The sequence below is a fragment of the Lysinibacillus sp. 10T31 genome (genome assembly GCF_056394365.1).
In genome coordinates this window covers 37413-58315 of the sequence record NZ_JBFTHS010000006.1, presented here as the reverse complement: position 1 = coordinate 58315, position 20903 = coordinate 37413, and the positions used below count along the sequence as shown (strand labels likewise).

At 36.2% G+C, this 20903-nt stretch carries 23 protein-coding genes; 17 read left to right on the top strand and 6 right to left on the bottom strand.

The window, feature by feature from the left end; translation table 11 throughout:
- Positions 1–13 precede the first annotated feature (13 nt).
- The 4 genes from AC1DCY_RS05170 (at position 14) to AC1DCY_RS05155 (ending at position 3149) form a co-directional block, all read left to right on the top strand.
- Positions 14–820, top strand: a complete 807-nt coding sequence (locus tag AC1DCY_RS05170; protein ID WP_477348062.1) for an ABC transporter ATP-binding protein — start codon at positions 14–16, stop codon at positions 818–820.
- 110 nt (positions 821–930) lie between these two features.
- Complete coding sequence (locus tag AC1DCY_RS05165; RefSeq protein WP_477348060.1) at positions 931–1704, top strand: ABC transporter permease; 774 nt, start codon at positions 931–933, stop codon at positions 1702–1704.
- A gap of 6 nt (positions 1705–1710) precedes the next feature.
- Positions 1711–2424, top strand: a complete 714-nt coding sequence (locus AC1DCY_RS05160; protein ID WP_477348059.1) for an ATP-binding cassette domain-containing protein — start codon at positions 1711–1713, stop codon at positions 2422–2424.
- A 23-nt stretch (positions 2425–2447) separates the two neighbouring features.
- Positions 2448–3149, top strand: a complete 702-nt coding sequence (locus tag AC1DCY_RS05155) for a hypothetical protein (protein ID WP_460014735.1) — start codon at positions 2448–2450, stop codon at positions 3147–3149.
- 148 nt (positions 3150–3297) lie between these two features.
- Here AC1DCY_RS05155 and AC1DCY_RS05150 read toward each other — a convergent pair whose 3' ends face one another.
- From AC1DCY_RS05150 to gltC, 4 genes are all read right to left on the bottom strand, one after another.
- Positions 3298–4344, bottom strand: coding sequence for a sensor histidine kinase (locus AC1DCY_RS05150; protein WP_477348056.1), 1047 nt, complete (start codon positions 4342–4344; stop codon positions 3298–3300).
- Positions 4345–4580: 236 nt separating this feature from the next.
- Positions 4581–5162: a LytR/AlgR family response regulator transcription factor gene (locus AC1DCY_RS05145; RefSeq protein ID WP_477348054.1), complete on the bottom strand. Its 582-nt coding sequence runs from the start codon at positions 5160–5162 to the stop codon at positions 4581–4583.
- A gap of 7 nt (positions 5163–5169) precedes the next feature.
- Positions 5170–5595: a hypothetical protein gene (locus AC1DCY_RS05140; RefSeq protein WP_477348051.1), complete on the bottom strand. Its 426-nt coding sequence runs from the start codon at positions 5593–5595 to the stop codon at positions 5170–5172.
- 38 nt (positions 5596–5633) lie between these two features.
- A complete protein-coding gene (gltC, locus tag AC1DCY_RS05135; protein ID WP_477348049.1) occupies positions 5634–6536 on the bottom strand; it encodes a glutamate biosynthesis transcriptional regulator GltC in 903 nt (300 codons plus the stop codon).
- Between the two features lie 230 nt (positions 6537–6766).
- On the opposite strand from gltC, the gene AC1DCY_RS05130 reads away from it, so the two are divergent.
- The 7 genes from AC1DCY_RS05130 to AC1DCY_RS05100 all read left to right on the top strand — a co-directional run bounded on the left by AC1DCY_RS05130 (position 6767) and on the right by AC1DCY_RS05100 (position 14544).
- Positions 6767–7177 (top strand): hypothetical protein, encoded by a 411-nt coding sequence (locus AC1DCY_RS05130; RefSeq protein ID WP_477348047.1) that lies wholly within the window; start codon positions 6767–6769, stop codon positions 7175–7177.
- 347 nt (positions 7178–7524) lie between these two features.
- Positions 7525–8304, top strand: coding sequence for a Fe-S cluster assembly ATPase SufC (sufC, locus tag AC1DCY_RS05125; RefSeq protein ID WP_049669097.1), 780 nt, complete (start codon positions 7525–7527; stop codon positions 8302–8304).
- A gap of 18 nt (positions 8305–8322) precedes the next feature.
- Positions 8323–9630 (top strand): Fe-S cluster assembly protein SufD, encoded by a 1308-nt coding sequence (gene sufD / locus AC1DCY_RS05120; protein ID WP_477348045.1) that lies wholly within the window; start codon positions 8323–8325, stop codon positions 9628–9630.
- Complete coding sequence (locus tag AC1DCY_RS05115; protein WP_477348043.1) at positions 9630–10859, top strand: cysteine desulfurase; 1230 nt, start codon at positions 9630–9632, stop codon at positions 10857–10859. The genes sufD and AC1DCY_RS05115 overlap by 1 nt, the downstream gene beginning before the upstream one ends.
- Positions 10849–11277, top strand: a complete 429-nt coding sequence (gene sufU, locus AC1DCY_RS05110) for a Fe-S cluster assembly sulfur transfer protein SufU (protein WP_370042329.1) — start codon at positions 10849–10851, stop codon at positions 11275–11277. The genes AC1DCY_RS05115 and sufU overlap by 11 nt, the downstream gene beginning before the upstream one ends.
- A gap of 100 nt (positions 11278–11377) precedes the next feature.
- Positions 11378–12775 carry a Fe-S cluster assembly protein SufB gene (sufB, locus tag AC1DCY_RS05105; protein WP_031417705.1) on the top strand — a complete coding sequence of 466 codons (1398 nt, stop codon included), beginning with the start codon at positions 11378–11380 and terminating at the stop codon, positions 12773–12775.
- A 410-nt stretch (positions 12776–13185) separates the two neighbouring features.
- Positions 13186–14544, top strand: a complete 1359-nt coding sequence (locus tag AC1DCY_RS05100) for a lytic polysaccharide monooxygenase (RefSeq protein WP_477348040.1) — start codon at positions 13186–13188, stop codon at positions 14542–14544.
- A 48-nt stretch (positions 14545–14592) separates the two neighbouring features.
- On the opposite strand, the gene AC1DCY_RS05095 is transcribed toward AC1DCY_RS05100, so the two are convergent.
- A complete protein-coding gene (locus tag AC1DCY_RS05095) occupies positions 14593–15468 on the bottom strand; it encodes a ferritin-like domain-containing protein (RefSeq protein ID WP_477348038.1) in 876 nt (291 codons plus the stop codon).
- Between the two features lie 112 nt (positions 15469–15580).
- Here AC1DCY_RS05095 and AC1DCY_RS05090 point away from each other — a divergent pair, with 112 nt between their 5' ends.
- From AC1DCY_RS05090 to AC1DCY_RS05080, 3 genes are all read left to right on the top strand, one after another.
- Positions 15581–15790: a hypothetical protein gene (locus AC1DCY_RS05090; RefSeq protein ID WP_477348036.1), complete on the top strand. Its 210-nt coding sequence runs from the start codon at positions 15581–15583 to the stop codon at positions 15788–15790.
- 316 nt (positions 15791–16106) lie between these two features.
- On the top strand, positions 16107–16565 hold the full coding sequence (locus tag AC1DCY_RS05085; protein ID WP_477348034.1) for a DUF6097 family protein: 459 nt from the start codon (positions 16107–16109) through the stop codon (positions 16563–16565).
- A gap of 366 nt (positions 16566–16931) precedes the next feature.
- Positions 16932–17990: an alpha/beta hydrolase gene (locus AC1DCY_RS05080; protein ID WP_477348032.1), complete on the top strand. Its 1059-nt coding sequence runs from the start codon at positions 16932–16934 to the stop codon at positions 17988–17990.
- Positions 17991–18379: 389 nt separating this feature from the next.
- Here AC1DCY_RS05080 and AC1DCY_RS05075 read toward each other — a convergent pair whose 3' ends face one another.
- The gene (locus AC1DCY_RS05075; RefSeq protein ID WP_477348030.1) at positions 18380–18730 is read right to left on the bottom strand and encodes a DUF3592 domain-containing protein; all 351 of its coding nucleotides are present in this window, start codon (positions 18728–18730) and stop codon (positions 18380–18382) included.
- A 307-nt stretch (positions 18731–19037) separates the two neighbouring features.
- Here AC1DCY_RS05075 and AC1DCY_RS05070 point away from each other — a divergent pair, with 307 nt between their 5' ends.
- The 3 genes from AC1DCY_RS05070 to AC1DCY_RS05060 all read left to right on the top strand — a co-directional run bounded on the left by AC1DCY_RS05070 (position 19038) and on the right by AC1DCY_RS05060 (position 20854).
- The gene (locus AC1DCY_RS05070; RefSeq protein WP_460014811.1) at positions 19038–19475 is read left to right on the top strand and encodes an Rrf2 family transcriptional regulator; all 438 of its coding nucleotides are present in this window, start codon (positions 19038–19040) and stop codon (positions 19473–19475) included.
- 94 nt (positions 19476–19569) lie between these two features.
- Positions 19570–20169: a DsbA family oxidoreductase gene (locus AC1DCY_RS05065; RefSeq protein ID WP_477348028.1), complete on the top strand. Its 600-nt coding sequence runs from the start codon at positions 19570–19572 to the stop codon at positions 20167–20169.
- A gap of 82 nt (positions 20170–20251) precedes the next feature.
- Positions 20252–20854, top strand: a complete 603-nt coding sequence (locus tag AC1DCY_RS05060; protein ID WP_477348026.1) for a nitroreductase family protein — start codon at positions 20252–20254, stop codon at positions 20852–20854.
- Positions 20855–20903 lie beyond the last annotated feature (49 nt).

Below are 20903 nucleotides of genomic sequence, written 5' to 3'. Positions count from 1 at the left end.
AAGGGGTGAAGAAATGAAAAATGATTTATGTATCTACTCAATTAGTAAAAGCTATCGAAAAGGCAATGTACAAGCAAATGATAACATATCGACTTGTTTTTCTGCGGGTGAAGTTGTAGCTCTAACAGGTCACAATGGTGCTGGTAAAACAACATTCTTAAACCAAATAATTGGTGTAACAAAACCAGATAGTGGTTTTATAACTTATCAGGGACATTCTTTAGTTAAAGAAACTAAAGTTGCCCGAAGTTTAATATCAATGATGCCGCAGTTTCATGCACCGTTAGCTGGTGTGACATTGAGACAATCTGTTGAGTCAGTGTTAAGAATAAAAGGTGTTAGTGGATATGAAAATAAGCAACTGACTGATGACATTATTCAGGAATTGCAGATTGAGGAATGGGCAAATAAACCTGGAGAAAAATTATCTGGGGGATTGCAAAGACTTACCTCATTTGCTATGGCAGTTGTAGCACCCCCACCTATTATTTTATTAGATGAACCTACAAATGATGTAGACCCTGTGAGAAGAAAAATCATCTGGAGATACTTGAGGAAGCTTGCGCAAAAAGGACATATTATCGTTGTAGTCACGCACAATTTGTTAGAAGTAGAACAATACACTGACAGATATCTTCTTATGGATCGAGGAAAATTGATTAAGGATTCTCCCATTAGAGAAGTGAAATTAGGGTTATCTGTGTCAAACTTACTAACAATAACGGTTAATAATTCGTTGGACTTAAATGATTTTCCAGAAGCATTAGATATTGATTTTAATGATGAAGAAATGCAATATGATTTCGAGGCTAACACATAAACAAGTTCCAGATGCTTTGAATTGGGTGTTAAGAAAAATCAGTCAAAATGAAGTAGTTAACTATCGGCTTGCACCATCTTCAATAAATAATCTATACGGAGAGTTGACAAATGAAGAGTAAACTTGAAATACATGCTGAAGCAATGCCAAAAAACTATAATTTACTACAGTTTTGGGGTTTGATGCGTTGGAGTCTGATTAGGCACAAATATTTATTGCCAACTTTTAGTATAGCTCAAGCAGCTTTAGCGCTCGCCATTGTATATGGGCTTGCTTTATTGATACCGGAAATAGATGAAGGAACTTCACTATATCTATCTTCAGGTGCGATTACTTTGGGGATTATTGCTGTTGGTTGTGTTTTAGCAGCTCAAATAGTTAATACTGCTAAACAAGATGGAATTGTAAAATATCAAAAGACTTTACCTGTCAATCGTATGAGTATTCTGATTGCGGATATTATCATATGGGGTATCGCTTCACTACCCGGAATATTAATGTCATGCTTGGCTGCTATGATGAGATTTAATATATCAATCAACGTATCTCTTACAAGTATTCTTATTATCCTGCTGGCACAAGTAGCAATGATTTCTATTGGCTTTGCGATAGCATATTGGCTTCCATCGAATTTTGTTGCATTGGTGACACAAATTATTATGATAGGTGGCCTACTGTTTTCTCCTATTACTTACCCTGCTGATAGACTTCCGGATTGGATGACAGTTATATACAATGTACTTCCCTTTGTACCAACGAGTAATTTGATTAGAGCTACACTATTTGGCCAAGGATCAATTTCATTTGTGGATTTATTTGTGGTTATTATATGGGCACTATTTACTTTTGGATTATCATTATTTGCCCTTTCGAGAAAGGAGTAAGTCAATATGGATCAAGTTAGGCTAATAAATTTAAAAAAATATATTAAGAATGATCTAGTGATTGATGTGGAGTATTTGTGTTTCAAAAGAGGAGGAATACATGCACTAATAGGGCCAAATGGTGCTGGGAAGACTACTTTGTTGAAAAGTATCTGTGGATTGGTTGTTGTTGATGAGGGAGAAATCTGGTTTGGTGATAATCTTGTTTCACAAAAGGATAATTATAAAAACTTACTGAAAATAGGTACGATATTTACTTCTTTAGACAGTATTTCTGAACTTACTGTTCATGAGTTATTTGAAGAACATTTTCACTATTATGGGTTAAATAAACCTAGTTCTTGGGGCCCTCTTTTGCAACAAGTGAAATTGAATGTTTCTCCAGAAATGGTTATTGGAAAAATGTCTTTAGGGATGAAGCAAAGGTTACAATTGGCAGTAGCTCTGACACACAATCCGGAAATTTTAATTTTAGATGAACCTTTTAATGGACTAGACCCTGATGGAATTGAATTAGTTAAGAACATTTTGAAATCGTTAGCAAGAAAAAAAATTATACTTATATCAAGTCATACTTTCACTGACCTTGAAGATATTTCAACTGATATTGTTTTGATGTCAAATGGCAGAACGACTGAGATGAGAAAAATTGATGATATCAACCGTATTTATGAAGGTGGAATATTAGACTATTACCACCAACTAACTGCGGAAAAATGAAAGTAAATGGAGGTATTTAATAAATGAATTATTATCATTTTGAGATTACTAAAATGAAGAAAATTATATTTCCTACATTTGCATTAACTTTTCTCTCTCAATTGATTTTTATTTATTTTTTTGTAATTGTGGGAAAATTCGAGGGGAATGATGGAGATGATATTTTAACAAGTTACCCAGCGATACTTAGTTTAGCAAGCACAATAACTATGTGTATTATTTCAGTATATGGAGCTGTAGCAATAAGCCGTTATATTGTTAAAAATTATGTTGGTGATCATAGAAATAGAGTTTTTTTATATCCAATAAAACGAAGTAGATTGTATTTAATCAAGAACATAGTATTTGGATGTATCTTGGCTTTGCCCCAATTTGTAGCACTTCTATTGGTCAACTCAATTTTTTCAATAGGAGAAACTATTTTTCCAATACTGGGTAAACCAATTAAAAGTTATTGGGTGGATTTTATTTTTGTTGCAGTAGTTTGTGTACTACTAACTTTATCAATCGTCCTCTTTTCTAGCTTTATTGGTATTTATTTTTCATCAACAATGTATACAGTAATTACTAGCATTATTTCTATTGTTGTATTAGCTAACGTTTCTGCACTGTCATTGATAAACTTTCAATTTGTCGCATCCATAGGAGCTTTATGTGTATTATTGGTGATGCTTCCTATACTTCGTTATGTTGGTAAAAGAATAGATGAAAGCGAGACTATATGACGAACTCTATCATTAATACTTTGCTGTAATCGCTTATTCTTTTCAGAACAAATAAAAAATAGATAATCGCTCGACCTTAAAAGCTAGAATTTTGAGGTCGAGCGATTATCTATTAAAAATATTTTGATTAAGAATAGATTGTATAAAGTTAATAGAAATCAAAAAGTACAATACTTACAAAATACTTCTTGTTTTCAATCCAATGCTTATACAGACCACCATTCTTTTCAACTAAAGCATTTATACTTCTAACACCTATTCCTTCATATTGACGATTTCTTCTAGATTTAGTCTCTAAGGGAACAAAAGTATTAGATATATCAATCAAGAGGTTTCTATTGAACTGCTTAATTACTAGTAATATTTCTTTGTCTTCACTTTTTTTTATTCTAATGCAAGCTTCTAATGCATTGTCGACTAAGTTTCCAATTATTATTGTAAGAATATCGTTATCAATACTAATTTTTTCTGATAGAAAGATCTTAACTTTGAAATCAATTTGTTCCTTTTTAGCAATTGAGATTTTCTCATTCAATAAATAATTTAGCACACTGTCGCTAGTGTAAAAATTTGATTGTTGGTTTAGTCCTTCGATGGAACTCATCAAATAATCTTTTGCTTCCTCTGTAGCTTTACGGTCAAGCAGACCTAATAGAACTAGAAACTGATTCTTTAAATCATGTTTTATGGCTTTGATTTTTAGTTGGTTTTTTTTAACTTCTTCAATATATTTTATTTCTGATTCAAGTGCCTTTTTTTGGATTGAAATATGATTTATTTTTCTTAAGTGTTGGATTAGACTATTGTACAAATACAAAACACATATGTTCATATATAGAATACCTGATGCCACCAAAAACTCAATTAGTTGTGAGTTAATGTTGACGTTTATCTCGGATAATAAGAAGCCTAACAAAACAATTATCGAAATAACAGGGATCGAAATTAGAGCTAATAACGCAGAAATATTAATGGATTGAAAAAGATTGTCTTTTTGAAGAAATAAGAATTTAATTCCGGAAAATATAAGTATTCCAAAAATCATAGTAAAACTAGTAGTGATAATAATGAAAATGGTATTATCTGAGTAATAGACGGTTGATGAGAATAAATTTTTGAATAATGCAAGTGACAGTGATTCACATATGAAGTTAATTGATAAAAGAACTATTGTCCAAAAAATGGTTTCTTTCATTGGGACATCGTGTTGCTTAGCAATTATCAATATCAATGAAACTGTTAGTAGGATATTAACGAATGGCAAAAAAGTTCCATTAATAATGAAGGAACTTCCTACAGTCAGGAAAAGAAGTAGGATAACTAACAAATTTAGTTTACTAAACAATTTCTGAGACGATGACCAGCTTGAGAAAAAAAAGTTAAGTAAGAAGATATAAGTTACAAAACTTAATAGTCGAATAAATATGATTATCATACTATGTCCCTTAATTTCATTAGTATTTTATCTCGAGCGGTTTCCTTATATTTTCTACTCATTGGTATCTCAATAGAATTATTGTTATCTTTTTTTAATACCAGGAAATTGTTCCCTATTTCTTTGATATATTTTACATTAACTATAAAAGATGCATGTACTTGAACAAAACAGTCATTAAGTTTAGATAGAATTGTAGTTGTAGACATATTAGAGACATAATCTTCATTTAACGAATGAATAATAACTTGGCGACGACTTTTCTCGAAATAAACAAGCTCATTAATATTGAGGCTATAAGATATTTTATTATAGGAAAAAATGAACCTCTCTTCTCTTACATCTAGATATCTAGTTACTCGATCCAAAACCGGAAATAAGTTCTCTTTAGTTACAGGTTTGATTATGAAATCAAAGGTATGTACCTTAAAGACGTCCTCCATATATTCTCTGTAATTAGTTAAAAATATGATAGGAACATTTAAATTGTTTTGGCGAATTATTTCAGCAAGATCAATACCTGTAGTATTAGGAAATTCAATATCTAAAATAAATAAATCAAACTCAGTTTTTTTCATATGTCTTTTAAGCAATGTGATAAGTAATGTCGTTTTGTGCCCAGCCTGTTAGATGGAACGCGGAAAAAAGGGGAGTCCGGAGAATCCTCAAAGCGACAGATGGAAGGGCGAGAGCGACGGATAGACCAGCCAAAATCGTGGATAGAAACGTCAAAATAGTGGATAGAACAGTCAAAGTGGCGGATAAAAGTGCTGAGGCAACGGATGGAAAGGCGAGAGCGACGCCAAGGTGACGGATGGAAACCAGAGCGGCGGAAAGAAAAGCCGAAGTGACGGAAAGAAACGTCAAAGCGATGGATAGAGCAGCCAAAGTCGTGGAAAGAAACGTCAAAATGATGGATGGAACAGCCGAAATCGTGGATAGAAACGTCAGAATCGTGGATAGAAACGTCAAAGCGACGGATAGAACCGCCAATCTGAAGAATAGAATCACCTTAAACCAAAAAAAATCGCCAGCTACGGCGATTTTTTTTATTGGAATTGAGAAAGACGTGAAAAGAAATTTGTCACGAAGTCTAAAAATATTTTTTCTGATGGTGCAATCTCACGGTTTACAGGTGAAATAATACCGACTGTTCTTGGGATTGCAGGTGATTTAATCGGTACTTTTACTGTGAAGCGGGCAGCTGAATCATACAGTGAGCTTTCTGGTAATAAGCTGACCCCGATGCCAGCAGCGACAAGCCCCTTTAGTGCATCTAAGTCTTCACCCTCGGAGATGATGTTTGGCGAGAAGCCGGCAGCTCGGCAGGCATCCATAGCTACTTTATGTAATATGTATCCATCTGGGAATAACACAAATAAATCGTTACGTAAATCAGCAAGCTGAATACTTTCCTTTTTGGCTAATGGATGTTTTGCTGGCAATAATGCGGCGATATTTTCAGTAAATAATATTGTTGAATGGATTGATTCGTCCTTCGGTGGCAGTGGGCCTAAAAAAGCTAAGTTTAACTCGCGATTTTTGACTGCATCAATTAAAAAACGATAGGAACCTTGACGGAGCTGGAATTGCAAATCTGGATATTCACGCTTAAAGGCTGAAATAACAGTTGGTAATACATAGCTAGCCAAGCTTGTTGGAAAACCGATTTTTATTGTACCTTTAGCAGGATCTAAATATTCTTCAACTTGCTTTGCAGCAAAATCAATGGCTTTTAAAGCTGCAATTGTGTGCTTGAGAAATGTTTTTCCAATCGGTGTCAATTTAACATTTCGTCCTACACGTTCGAAAAGTGGTGTGCCTAATTCATCTTCTAAATTAGCAATTTGTCGGCTTATTGCAGATTGAGCAACATGAAGATGTTCAGCAGCTTCTGAAATGTGTTCACGCTCAGCAACTTCAACAAAATAGCGTAATTGACGTAACTCCACTAGATATTCACCTCTATTAATCGAAAAATACGATTGATTATACCTCAATTATATACTATTTAAGATGAAAAAGACCGTAAATAAATGTTAGCTAGCAAGTATTTATGATTAAAAGAAAATTGGATTATCTTCAATTATTAATTTGGGCTCATCATCAAAAGTAAGGGATGACATTGGTTAAATCGAATGCCATGTATATAAGTTGATTGGAGTGGAGGCTGGGCGACTCCTTGGGGATTAGCAATAGAGGAACGAAGGCTAAAACCATCACGTCCTGTGATAACGCCTTCGTGACCAACCTCGTGTTGGCCCGAGACCCTGGAGCGAGCAAAGCGAGTGAAGCGGCTCATCGGACGCCCCCAGGAAGCTCTGCTCTGCGCGAAAGCGAAGCGTCAGCGGCAAATGTTTTATCTGTGCGAAAGCGAAGCGACAGCAACAAATGTTTTATCTGTGCGAAAGCGAAGCGACAGCAACAAATGTTTTATCTGTGCGAAAGCGAAGCGACAGCAACAAATGTTTTATCTGYGCGAAAGCGAAGCGTCAGCGGCAAAGTGCCCAGCCGGAACGGAAATCAACCTCACATTATGATAGTAAGCCTTATTTCCCAACTAGTACTCTCGAAATTTCTTTCCTTTATTTGATTCTATTCTAATAAAAAAGGTTATAGTATTGGTATTATTATTTATACATTTCTGTCACAAAACAGCTACAATTCGCACTTTCTGCGGGGTTTTCACTATGTAGCTAGATGAAACTGATTCTCAATTAGATTTATTTCATTGAAAATGAGGAAAGTTGATTCTCATTGTCAATAACGATTAGCAATAATCTGAAAATGCTTACAAACGCTTTATTATTAAGGATTGTTTCAGAGAAAAATGAAAGTGATTGAAATGGTTTGCATAGAGAACGATTTTCAGTTAAGATTAGAATGATGATAATTAAGGAATGGTACACCATTCACTGAACACACTATGGAGGTATTTTCATGTCAACTTTAGTTATTAAAGATCTTCACGTTGAAATCGACGGGAAAGAGATTTTAAAAGGCGTAAACCTTACAATTAATACAAATGAAATTCATGCAATCATGGGACCAAACGGAACTGGTAAATCAACACTAGCTTCTGCAATCATGGGTCACCCAAAATATGAAGTAACTTCTGGTACAGTAGAACTTGATGGCGAAAATGTACTTGAAATGGAAGTGGACGAGCGTGCTCAGGCAGGTTTATTCCTAGCAATGCAATATCCTTCTGAAATCGCTGGTGTAACAAATGCTGACTTCTTACGCTCAGCTATCAATGCACGCCGTGAAGAGGGCGATGAAATTTCTCTAATGAAATTTATCCGTGAATTAGATAAAAACATGGAATTCCTTGAAATGCACGAAGATATGGCACAACGTTATTTAAATGAAGGTTTCTCTGGCGGTGAGAAAAAACGTAACGAAATTCTTCAATTAATGATGATTAAACCTACTATCGCAATTTTAGATGAAATTGACTCTGGTCTTGATATTGACGCGCTTAAAGTTGTTTCAAAAGGAATCAATGCAATGCGTGGAGAAGGATTCGGCTGCTTAATGATCACTCACTACCAACGCCTACTTAACTACATTACACCAGACCATGTACACGTAATGATGCAAGGTCGCGTTGTTAAATCAGGTGGCGAAGAATTAGCACAACGTTTAGAAGCTGAAGGCTATGACTGGATTAAAAAAGAATTAGGTATCGAAGAAGAAACTGAAGAACAAGAAGCATAAGAGGGAGGACGAACTAGCATGACAGTGGAACTTAACTTGCCTGTAACAGTACAGGACGTGCGCTCGTTCTCAGAAGCAAATGGAGAACCGGCTTGGTTTACAGAACTTCGCGCGGCAGCACTAGACAAAGTAACTGGTTTAGATTTGCCAAAACCAGACAGAACAAATATTACAAAATGGGATTTCGTAAATTTCCCAACTCACACAGTTGACAGCGAAGGATTCGCTTCACTTGATGCGTTACCAGAAGAAGCAAAAGCTTTAATTGATTTTGAAGCACAAGAAAATCTTTATATTCAACGCAATAACACACCAGCTTTCATAAAAACATCACAAGAACTAGCTGATAAAGGTGTTATTTTTACAGATATTTTAACAGCGGTTCGTGAACATGGCGACCTTGTTAAAAAGTACTTTATGACAGAAGCTGTAAAAGTTGATGAGCATAAATTAACAGCACTTCATGCGGCACTTGTTAACGGTGGTGTGTTCGTATACGTACCTAAAAATGTCATTATCGAACAACCGCTTCAAGTAGTATTCTTAAATGATAACGCAGAAGCTTCATTATATAACCACGTGTTAGTTGTTGCTGAAGTAAATTCAGCTGTAACTTATGTTGAAACATATATTTCAACAGTTGAAGAAGCAAAAGGTCAAGCAAATATTATTGCAGAAGTAGTAGTGCAAGACAATGCACAAGTTACTTACGGTGCGGTTGATGTGCTTGCGAAAGGATATACTACTTATGTAAATCGCCGTGCACGATTAGCTCGTGATGCGAAAGTAGATTGGGCTCTTGGCTTAATGAATGACTCAGATACTATTTCCGAAAACATTACACATCTAATCGGTGATGGTTCTCATGCTGATACAAAAACAGTAGTTGTTGGTCGCGGTGAACAAAAACTTAACTTTACTACTGAAGTTCGTCACTGGGGTAAGAACTCAAATGGTCATATCTTAAAGCATGGTGTAATGAAAGATGCAGCACAATCAATCTTTAACGGTATTGGCTACATCGAACACGGTGCGACAAAGGCAGATGCACAGCAAGAATCACGTGTGTTAATGCTTTCTGAAAAAGCTCGTGGCGATGCAAACCCAATTCTATTGATCGATGAAGACGATGTAACAGCAGGACACGCAGCATCTGTTGGTCGAGTTGATCCACTACAACTTTACTATTTAATGAGTCGTGGTATCTCGAAAGCAGAAGCAGAGCGCCTTGTTATCCATGGATTCCTTGCGCCAGTTGTTACGCAATTACCTATCGAAGGCGTTCAAAAGCAACTGACGGAGGTTATTGAAAGGAAAGTTCGCTAATGATGAATAAAGACATTAAAAGCTATTTCCCAATTTTAAATCAGGAAGTAAACGGTCATAAGCTTGTTTACCTTGATAGCGCGGCAACTTCTCAAAAGCCTATTCAAGTGATTGAAGCAATGAAGCAATATTATGAATTCGATAATTCTAATGTTCACCGTGGTGTGCATACATTAGGTAATCGTGCTACTGACAAGTATGAGGGTGCACGTGAAAAGGTTCGTAATTTTATTAATGCTACATCAACACAAGAAATTATTTTTACTCGCGGTACTACAACTGCTTTAAATACAGTTGCATCAAGTTATGGTCGTGCTAATGTTGTTGAAGGTGATGAAATTGTCATTACTCACATGGAGCACCACTCTAATATTATTCCTTGGCAACAACTAGCGAAGGAAAAAAATGCAACGCTGAAATATATTGAGCTTGAAGCGGATGGCACACTTAATCTAGAAAAGGTTCGTGCGACAATTACACCTAAAACAAAAATTGTGTCGGTGTCAATGGCGTCAAACGTCCTTGGAACGATTAACCCAATTAAAGAAATCGCTCAAATCGCGCATGCTAACGGTGCTGTAATGGTAGCGGACGGTGCACAAGCGGCACCACACATGAAAATCGATGTACAGGATTTAGATGTAGATTTCTTAGGGTTTTCAGGGCATAAAATGTGCGGACCAACTGGAATAGGTGTACTATATGGTAAAAAGGAACACCTTGAAAAGATGGAGCCAATTGAATTTGGTGGCGAAATGATTGACTTTGTTGGACTTTACGATTCAACGTGGAAGGAATTACCGTGGAAATTTGAAGGTGGAACTCCTATTATTGCAGGTGCAGTAGGTTTAGGAGCTGCTATTGATTTCTTAACTGAAATTGGGCTAGATAACATTGCAGAGCATGAGCATAAGCTTGCAGGCTACGCGATGGATCAGCTTGAAACAATTGACGGACTTAAAATTTTCGGCCCACGTGACCCAATGAAGCGCTGTGGCCTTGTAACGTTTAACCTAGACGATGTACATCCACATGATGTGGCAACGGTTCTTGATATGAATGGTATTGCTGTTCGTGCAGGACATCATTGTGCACAGCCACTAATGAAATGTCTGCAACAAGTAGCGACAGCGCGTGCAAGCTTCTATCTGTATAACACAGAGGAAGATATTGACCGCCTAGTTGCGGGGTTACGTTCTGCGAAGGAGTATTTTGGCGATGTCTTTTAATAATTTAGATCAACTATATCGTTCAGTCATTATGGATCACTATAAAAATCCTCGTAATAAAGGATCTATTGAAGATGATGCTGTTACGATCGATATGAACAATCCGACTTGTGGAGACCGTATTCACTTAACGCTAAAAGTGACTGACGGTATTGTAGAGGATGCGAAGTTTGACGGCGAGGGCTGTTCGATTTCGATGTCTTCTGCTTCCATGATGACGCAGCTCATTAAAGGGAAAAAGGTTGAGGAAGCATTAGAGCTTGCTGAAATTTTCTCTAAAATGATGATGGGCGAAGACTATAGTGAGAAATATGACCTTGAGGATGTTGAGGCGCTGCAAGGTGTTTCTCAATTCCCTGCACGTATTAAATGTGCGACATTAGCTTGGAAAGCGATGGAAAAAGGTGTAAAGCAATAATATCTAAATTTGAGTGAAAGTCACTTTATATGCTTTCACTCAAAGTAAGATATCCGAGCTTGAAACGAGATAACAATAATGTATGAACGGAGGAGAAACGATGGCTAAAAAAATGCCTGATATTGGCGATTACAAATACGGATTCCATGACAAGGACGTATCAATTTTCCGTTCAAAACGTGGTTTAACTGAAGAAATCGTTCGTGAAATTTCAAATATGAAACAAGAGCCAGAGTGGATGCTTGAATACCGCTTAAAAGCACTTGAAACTTTCTATACAAAACCAATGCCGCAATGGGGTGGCGACCTAGGAGATTTAGATTTTGATGAAATTACGTATTACGTAAAACCATCAGAAGCTACACAAAAATCTTGGGATGAAGTACCTGATGAAATTAAAGCTACTTTTGATAAATTAGGTATTCCAGAAGCAGAGCAAAAATACCTTGCAGGTGTATCTGCTCAGTATGAATCTGAGGTTGTTTATCACAACATGAAACAAGATCTTGAAGACCTTGGTATTGTGTTCAAAGATACTGACTCAGCTTTACGTGAAAATGAAGATATTTTCAAACAATACTGGGGCAAAGTGATTCCTTACACTGACAACAAATTCGCTGCGCTAAACTCAGCTGTTTGGTCAGGTGGATCATTCATCTATGTACCACCAGGTGTAAAAGTGGAAACGCCATTACAAGCTTACTTCCGTATTAACTCTGAAAACATGGGTCAATTCGAACGTACGTTAATTATTGTAGATGAAGGCGCTCACGTACACTACGTTGAAGGTTGTACAGCTCCTGTTTACACTACAAACTCTTTACACTCAGCAGTAGTAGAAATTGTTGTACGTAAAGATGCATACTGCCGTTATACAACGATTCAAAACTGGGCAAACAACGTTTACAACTTAGTAACAAAACGTACAGTTGTTGAAGAAAACGGTACAATGGAATGGATCGATGGTAACATCGGTTCTAAGTTAACAATGAAATACCCAGCTTGTATCCTTAAAGGTGAAGGCGCTCGTGGTATGACATTATCAATCGCATTAGCAGGTAAAGGGCAACACCAACACGCAGGTGCGAAAATGATTCATATGGCACCAAACACATCTTCAACAATCGTTTCTAAATCGATTGCTAAACAAGGTGGTAAGGTAACGTATATGGGTCAAGTTCGTTTCGGCCCTAAAGCTAGTGGTGCACGTGCTAACATCGAATGTGATACGTTAATCATGGATAACCAATCTACTTCAGATACAATTCCATACAACGAAATCTTAAATGATAATGTTTCTTTAGAGCATGAAGCGAAAGTTTCAAAAGTATCAGAGGAACAATTATTCTACTTAATGTCTCGTGGTATTTCTGAAGAAGAAGCGACAGAAATGATCGTAATGGGCTTCATCGAGCCATTCACAAAAGAATTACCAATGGAATACGCAGTAGAAATGAACCGTCTTATCAAGTTTGAGATGGAAGGTTCTATCGGTTAATACGCCGATAATCGTGGGTAAATAAGGGTATTGCGCTAAGGCCAAAGCCCCTTATTGCCACAAATATAAATCGAGTGCATTGCGCTCGATTTTTTTTATTGCAGATGTTGTTTACATAGCTTACCGACTTATTTTATGAGGGATAAAAACTTATGAAGAAGAACATAAATAGACAAATTTTTATTTGAATATTTTATGAACACTTTATTAAAATCCGTAGCTCTTTCAAGTGAAAAGGCACATAATTATAAGATGTTTATTATATTTAGAGCTATTAATATACTTTTTTTGTAAAAAAACATAACAATATAATGCGACTTTTATCACATTCATACATAGTTTGCTTAATTTTTAATCCATAGCTATCATACGAGTAGAAATACATTATCAATGATAAGGAGACTACTTATATGAACATTAAATTTACAAAATTAAGTAAAAGTAAAAAGGGACTAAGTGCGGCAGTATTAGCAGCAGGAATCATGGGGATTGCAATGGCACCAAATGCATCTGCACATGGGTTTGTAGAAAAACCAGCTAGCCGTGCTGCTTTATGTAGCCAAAGTTATGGCGCGCTTAACTTGAGTTGTGGAAGGGTTATGTATGAGCCACAGAGCTTAGAGGCCAAAAAAGGATTTCCACAAGGTGGACCAGTTGATGGTAAAATTGCATCTGCAGGAGGTCAGTTTGATGGCATCCTAGATCAACAATCTGTAAATCGCTGGTTTAAGAATACGATTACAGGGGGACCGAATACCTTTACATGGAAGTACACTGCATCACATTTAACAAGCAAATGGCACTATTATATTACGAAAAAGGGATGGGATCCTAATAAGCCATTAACTCGTGCTGATCTTGAGCCAATTGGAACTGTTGAACATAACGGTACTGAAGCATCCACTAATTTAACTCATACAATTAACGTACCAACTGATCGTAGTGGCTACCACGTTATTTTAGCTGTTTGGGATGTAGCGAATACTGCAAATGCTTTCTATAATGTGATTGATGTTAATTTAGTGAATAATGTGGATGTAGATAAGGAAGCTCCAACTCAGCCAAATGGATTACAGGCAACGAAAGTTACTGCTAACAGTGTCGAGCTAAAATGGAATGCTTCTACAGACAATGTGGGTGTAAAAGAATATCAAATATTCCGTGATGGTAAAGCAATTGGTACTGTACCTGGAACAACATTCACAGATAAAAATTTAAAAGCGAATACAAAATATACATACACAATAAAAGCAGTGGATGCAGCTGGAAATGTTTCTAAAGAAAGTGAGTCTATAGCTGTAGAGACCATGAATGCAGTTCCAGACACGGAAGCACCAACGCAACCAACTTCACTTCATACGATGGGAGTAACAGCCTCAAGTGTAGACTTAATGTGGGGGGCATCAGAGGATAATGTAGCAGTTGACCACTATGTAATATATCGAGGCACACAAGTAGGGCAAATGACTGTAGTTGGAACATCGAAAACTACTTCCTTTATGGACATGAATCTACAATCAAATACAACATATAACTATGCAGTCACTGCCGTTGATGCAGCTGGAAATGAATCTAATAAAAGTTCCATTTTCACTGTGACTACAAAAGAGCAAGGGTCGTCTTATGAGCAATGGAGTCCAATTAAGGCATACACAAAAGGTGATAAAGTAGAGCACCAAGGTAAAATATATGAAGCTGTGCAAAGCTATCAAGGATATGGAGATCCAAATTGGATATTCGCATTGTCTTTATGGAAAGAAATTAAATAAAAAATGGCTAGGAGACGAACTTTAAAATTCGTCTCCTTCTTTTGATTATTAAGGTAAGTACCTAATGTTGTTTTGGTAGTTCAAAGAGTCGTTATAAAGTTGAGAAAAAACGGTTGGGAAATTTTCGGTTGGAATATTAAAAGCTATAAACGATTCGTATATAGAAATATTATCTTTATCCCTATGACTCCTAGTCGCATATGCTATTTTATTGTTATCTGAGTTTGTTACGAATAACTGCGATTCATCATTAGAAAACGGTACCCAATTATGTCCGAAAAACGGTAATAAAGCATTTATTTGCCCAAATGTATTATTAAAAAAGTTAAAGTTTCCTAGAAAATTATCAAAAATAGATTGAGGTAAGTTTTCACCCAACAATTGAGGGGATGGCAATGTAGGAGGATGTAATAGATCTTGATGACTGTAATTTTGAGTTTGTTTATTAATATGTGTTATGTCGGGGCTTTTTGAAAAAAAAAACAAAAACCAAACAGCATGATTTTGCTCGTCCGCTGCTGCACGTCGAAATCTTTCTTTAATCATCAGATCATTTGCTTTATCTGCTATATCCAAATAAGAATCAACAGTTTCTTGCTCATCTTTAAAAGCAAATTCGATTCCGGCTCTATAGTTGTCCGGGCATTCCTCGATTATTTGATAAGAAGGCTTTCTTCCTGCTAAATTCGTATAGATTTTGCTAAATTCCTCGAGATGGCGTATTTCATCTTTTTGGATCTCAAGTATTCTATTCTTTTCATCCTCAGCAGGTGCCATCTTAGCTAACTTCTCATAACAAGCAACGGCACTATACTCAGCATTAATTGCCTTCTGAATATCATTTACAAGTTGAGCATCGTTTAGCATAGGATAAGTACTATTATGCTGTGGAGCATAATGATAATAGTATTGATTTGGATACATCATTGTCCTCCTTTTCATTAACTTCTTTCAGCGGGTGTCCAAACATCCGTAACTGTCGCTACAAAAGACATCCGCTGAAATAGAGGAACTCAGTCTAAGAGCACCACGTCCTGTGGCAATTTATCTCTGCGAAAGCGAAGCGACAGCAACACGGTTTTATCTGTGCGAAAGCGAAGCGACAGCAACACGGTTTTATCTGTGCGAAAGCAAAGCGACAGCAACACGGTTTTATCTGTGCGAAAGCGAAGCGACAGCAACACGGTTTTATCTGTGCGAAAGCGAAGCGACAGCAACAACAATAATAACAACAACACACGACTGAGTGACCAACATTGTGTGGCCTAAAGCCTCCGGCGGATGCAATTATGCCGAGGCATAATTGATCCATCAACTTATTTTATGCATTATGTATAGGTAATTGTGCAAAGTCATTTCTTGTGTTGCCTAGGTTGGGTGTTAATTCAACAAGACTTAAGTATTTAAATAGAAAGGAGCATCGTTAAATATTGTGCCTCCACTCCAACATTTAATGTAGAATCATCTTTTTCCATTGGACAAATATGACAAATAATAACCTGTAAATAGCAAAAATCCTTCATTAATGGTACTATATACTAAATATTTTATGCGAGAAAGAAGTGAGGAATCTGAATTACGGAAAAACGATGCTTGAAATTTATTCTAGCGCGGAAGAACTTAAACAGCTTCACAAAATAATTAGTGATCACAACTTACCTATTAGAAGTGAAGATACTTTTGAAAAACAAGCAGTGGGGGTTAGCGAATATTTAAATGAACCTACTTTTATCGAAGCTCGGAATAAAAAACGATCTTTAAACATTATGTCAGGTGTTATTGCCTTACCAATCGTTGTCTTTATTGTTTATATGATTTTAGGAAAGTTAAAAATAATAGGTCGCGAGGATATCTTTAAAAATATACTTGATTGGTTCTTAGCGTATCCATGGGCCTTTATTCTATACGCTTTTATATTTGCTTCTATCGTAATTGCACATAAATTAATAGAAAAGAAGATGTATAATAAAATATATCCTAATTTAAAGTTGAAATTATTAGACCAATTAAATCAAAATTGAAAAGTAGGTTTAACGGAGTTTCTTTCCGCTCATTTCGCTAACAACAGTTCCTACCTGAGGAGCAATGAGATGGGCGTGTGCGTAGCAATGTACTGACCTAGAAATTCTAAGATACATAAAAACACCTTTCGTTGAAAAACTGGTATGACACCTTATGAAATCAACGTGAAGGTGTTTTTTCTATGGGACAAGAATGAGTAATGAAGATGGGCCTATAAATTGAATAAAGAGATTTTGGAAATCCTACTACATTAATGTTTATGGCGTTTTTTTGATAGGTTTGAATTCTTTGTTCAAAAATCTGAAAATTGCAAAATAATAAATATGTAGTATAGTAGACAAAAATACTATTAAGGAGCATTATCTATGTCCCAGATACAAGAATCCCGTCAACAAATAGGAAAAAAGCAAATTCTCAAATTAACTAAGCTTATACTGATGGCTTTTTTGGCTATTGTTCTGATCACATCGGCCTTTGCCATTTGGACGCCTCAGCCGACGATTTGGGTGATGCAACTACTGGCTAGCAAGAATAATCCTGAAAATTTTGGTTCTGATCCATCCGATTTACCCGCGCTCATGGCGCAAACTCAGGTGATCTCAGACCTCTCATATCCATCCAAGTACAAGGAAAATAAACTCGACCTTTATCTCCCTCAAGGCGATTCAAAGCCGCTGCCCGTTATTCTCTTTATCCACGGAGGAGGCTTCATTACGGGAGATAAGTTTATGGCCGCTAATTATTCAAGAGCTTTGGCCGCTGATGGCTATGCTGTAGTATCCATGAACTACGAGTTAGCGCCTGGAGCCACTTTGTTTGATCAGACGAAGCAAGTGGGGGAAGTATGGTCTTATTTGCAGCACTTGGCTTCGAAATATCCCTTGGACCCATCACGAGTGATTTTGGCTGGTTCCTCAGCGGGTGCTTTCTTGGCGGGAGAATTTGCGCTAATCCAATCCAATACTGAATATGCAAAGCTCGTGGAAATTCCACAACTGATGCCGACTAACGCAATCAAAGGATTATTGTTATACAGCGCTCCATACGATATCTCAGAAATACAGCATATCGATTTAAAGTCTTCGCAACAATTCGTACTCAAGCGAATGGGCTGGAGCATTTTGGGCGATAAAAACTGGATGAACAACCCGGAATTTGATGTTTTAAACCTATCGAAGTATGTCACAAAAGACTTTCCACCATCATTTGTGACCGACGGAAATACGAATTCGTTTGAATCACAGGCTAGGATTTTCGTGGATACACTTAAAGAACAGAACATTCAGGTCAACTCTCTATTTTTCGACCCTGCCGTGATGAAGGTTGGTCATGGCTATCAGTTTGATATGGCCTCCCCGGCTAGCGTAAGCAGCTTGAAGAAGACAAAAGAGTTTCTGAAGGAAATTACTTCATCTAGCCAATGAAGCCCATGGATATATCGAGCTACTAGATAAAAAGAATTCACGTTTTGGTTAGAAAGAGGATGAGGAGGAAAAAGAAGCGGATGGGGCTCACTATTAGTAAACTAAGGTTTAGTACATGGTGTAGGGAGTTTAGCGGTATCTAATAAAATAGATTGTGTTTGAATATAGATTCGAGCACAAAGCCGATTCCGGATGTAATTATGCAATTATGCCTTGGCATAATTGCATAATATTTTTTCAGACATGTTGAATAGGATAAGGAAATGTAGAGATGTCTTTGTTAAGAACCCCTCTATAGAACTACTAACTGTGTGAAAAAGCTTATTAGATGATTGTAGAGAAGATGCACGACTCCTGCCAGTAAAAAATTTATTTATCCCAGTAACCTTCTATATTTGATATTTGAGTTTAAACTGTTGAGGCTTCTTTTTATTATAAAGAATCGTCACCCATTGTCCTTCCTCAAAAAAAGCACGATTTTTCGTATATGTCCATACTTTGCTCGTGACAGTGATTGATTTATTTTGTAATGAAGTAAATTGTACTGCCAACTTTATTCTACGCTTTGATTCTCCTTTTGCATATGTAATCTCATGGCCAACTGTTCGGTGTGAAAAATCACTTTCGATAATCTGTGCGTTCGTTTCAATCCATTCAATTTTTTGATACTTCAATGGAAATATCCATAGTGCGACAAAAATGATTAGAAAGAAGATAATTACCCCAATAAAAATGTCCATTTGCATCCCCACTTTTTTCTTTTTTAAACAAAAGACTATAGCTAAACTCAAAACTTTTGAATACAGTTTTTCTGTGAATGGTGCCAGATCCAGCAATGCTTTGGGAACTTTACTTTTATAATACTATACACTCTTTACTTTGTTCACAATTAAATATAACTTGTATAGCAGTATCTTATAAATAGCATGTTCAAGTATAGACCCAACAGTTTTTCAATCTATATTTTTTCGTATGTTGTATTTTTTATAAAACAGTTGACTTATTTTTCAGTTGTAACTATAATGGTTACAGCTGGAGGTGATGAAGATTAAGATTAGCAGTCGTTTTACAATCGCTGTTCATATTTTATCAATCATCAAACAAAATCCATCGACCATTTGCACATCAGAATTTATGGCGGAAAGTGTAAATACAAATCCGGTAGTAATTAGGAAAATATTATCCTATCTTAAAAAGGCGGGTATAGTGCAAGTGCGCCGAGGGACAGGTGGAGCTTCTTTAGTCAAAGATCTAGATGCTATCACTTTGCTAGAGGTTTTTCGTTCAGTAGAAGTTGTAGAAGAAGATAAGTTATTTCATCTACATGAAAATCCCAATCCTGATTGTCCTATTGGTGCAAATATACAGGCTGTGTTAGAGCTAATTTTAGTGCAAGCACAAGAAGCGATGGAACAAGTATTAGCTAATATTACGATGGAACAAGTGATTACATCTTTAATCCATGAAATTCAACAATCACAATAAATGCATTCTTTTCTTTTCACGGAATGCATATTTATTTGATTTAGTTGTAACTAAAATGGTTACAACAAGAAGAGAGAAAGGGAGGTTTTATTGGGTGACTCTTAAAATAAAAGCATATTCGGATTTTATTTGTCCTTTCTGTTTTTTAGGGAAAGGGCCGTTGGATGAAATTGCAAAAGAAAAGGATATAGAGATAGAGTGGATGCCGTTTGAATTAAGACCTAAGCCATATCCAAAAATTGATCCTTGGAAAGAGCCTGCTAAATTAGGGTCGTGGGATTCCTATATTCTCCCTACAGCTAAAAAGCTAGGCATTGATATGCGATTACCGCGAGTATCTCCGCATCCTTATACAAATTTAGCTTTTGAAGGATATCAATTCGCTAAAGTATATGGAAAAGGAAATGATTTTCATCATAGAGTTTTCACAGCGTTTTTCCAAGAGGAACAAAATATTGAGGATGTAGACGTGTTAACTCAATTAGCGAATGAGGTAGGTCTGCAAAAAGAAGAATTCAAAGAAGCTTTGCTTTCAGGTAAATATCGTGAAGCTCATCAAGAAGCTTTAAAGCATGCTTATGAAGAAGCGAATATTACGGCTGTTCCAACACTAATTATTGGTGATGAAATGATCCAAGGATTAGCTAGTAAAGAAAGAATAGGGCAAGTCATCGATCAGCATTTTAAAAAATAGGTAATGTAAAGTAGCGTATAAAATGAAGCTGCATGTAAAAGTCTATGTATATAAATTTGATTAAAATTTGGAGGAAATACAAATGTCAGTAACAACAACTAATTTAAAAGAAGCAATTATTAATCGTCGTTCAATCCGTAAAGTGAAAAAGAATGCAGCAATTACAAAAGACAAAATTGAAGAGCTATTAAAAATTAGTGTACATGCACCATCTTCATTTAATATGCAAAGTGGACGTGTAGTAGTTTTAATGGATAATGAACACGAAAAGTTTTGGGATATTGTCAAAGAAACATTACGTGCACGTGTTCCAGCAGAAAATTTTGCTGCAACAGAAGAGCGTTTACTAGGCTTTAAAGATGGCGTAGGAACAATCTTATTCTTTGAAAATCAAGCAACAATTAAACAAATGCAAGAAAACGCTCCTTCTTATAAAGAGCAATTCCCATTCTGGTCACATCAAGGAAATGCAATGCTTCAGTACGCAACATGGATGTCTTTAACTACTGAAGGAATCGGCGCATCTCTTCAGCACTATAATCCAATTATTGACGAGGAAGTTAAAGAAACTTGGAATATCCCTGCAGAATGGAGCCTAGTAGCTCAAATGCCATTTGGTGAACCAAATGAACAAGCAGGAGAAAAAACTTCTTTACCTTTTGAAGATGTAGTGAAATTTTATTAATTAATATCAATACCTACAAATAAACCCCGTTAAGTGATTTACTTAGCGG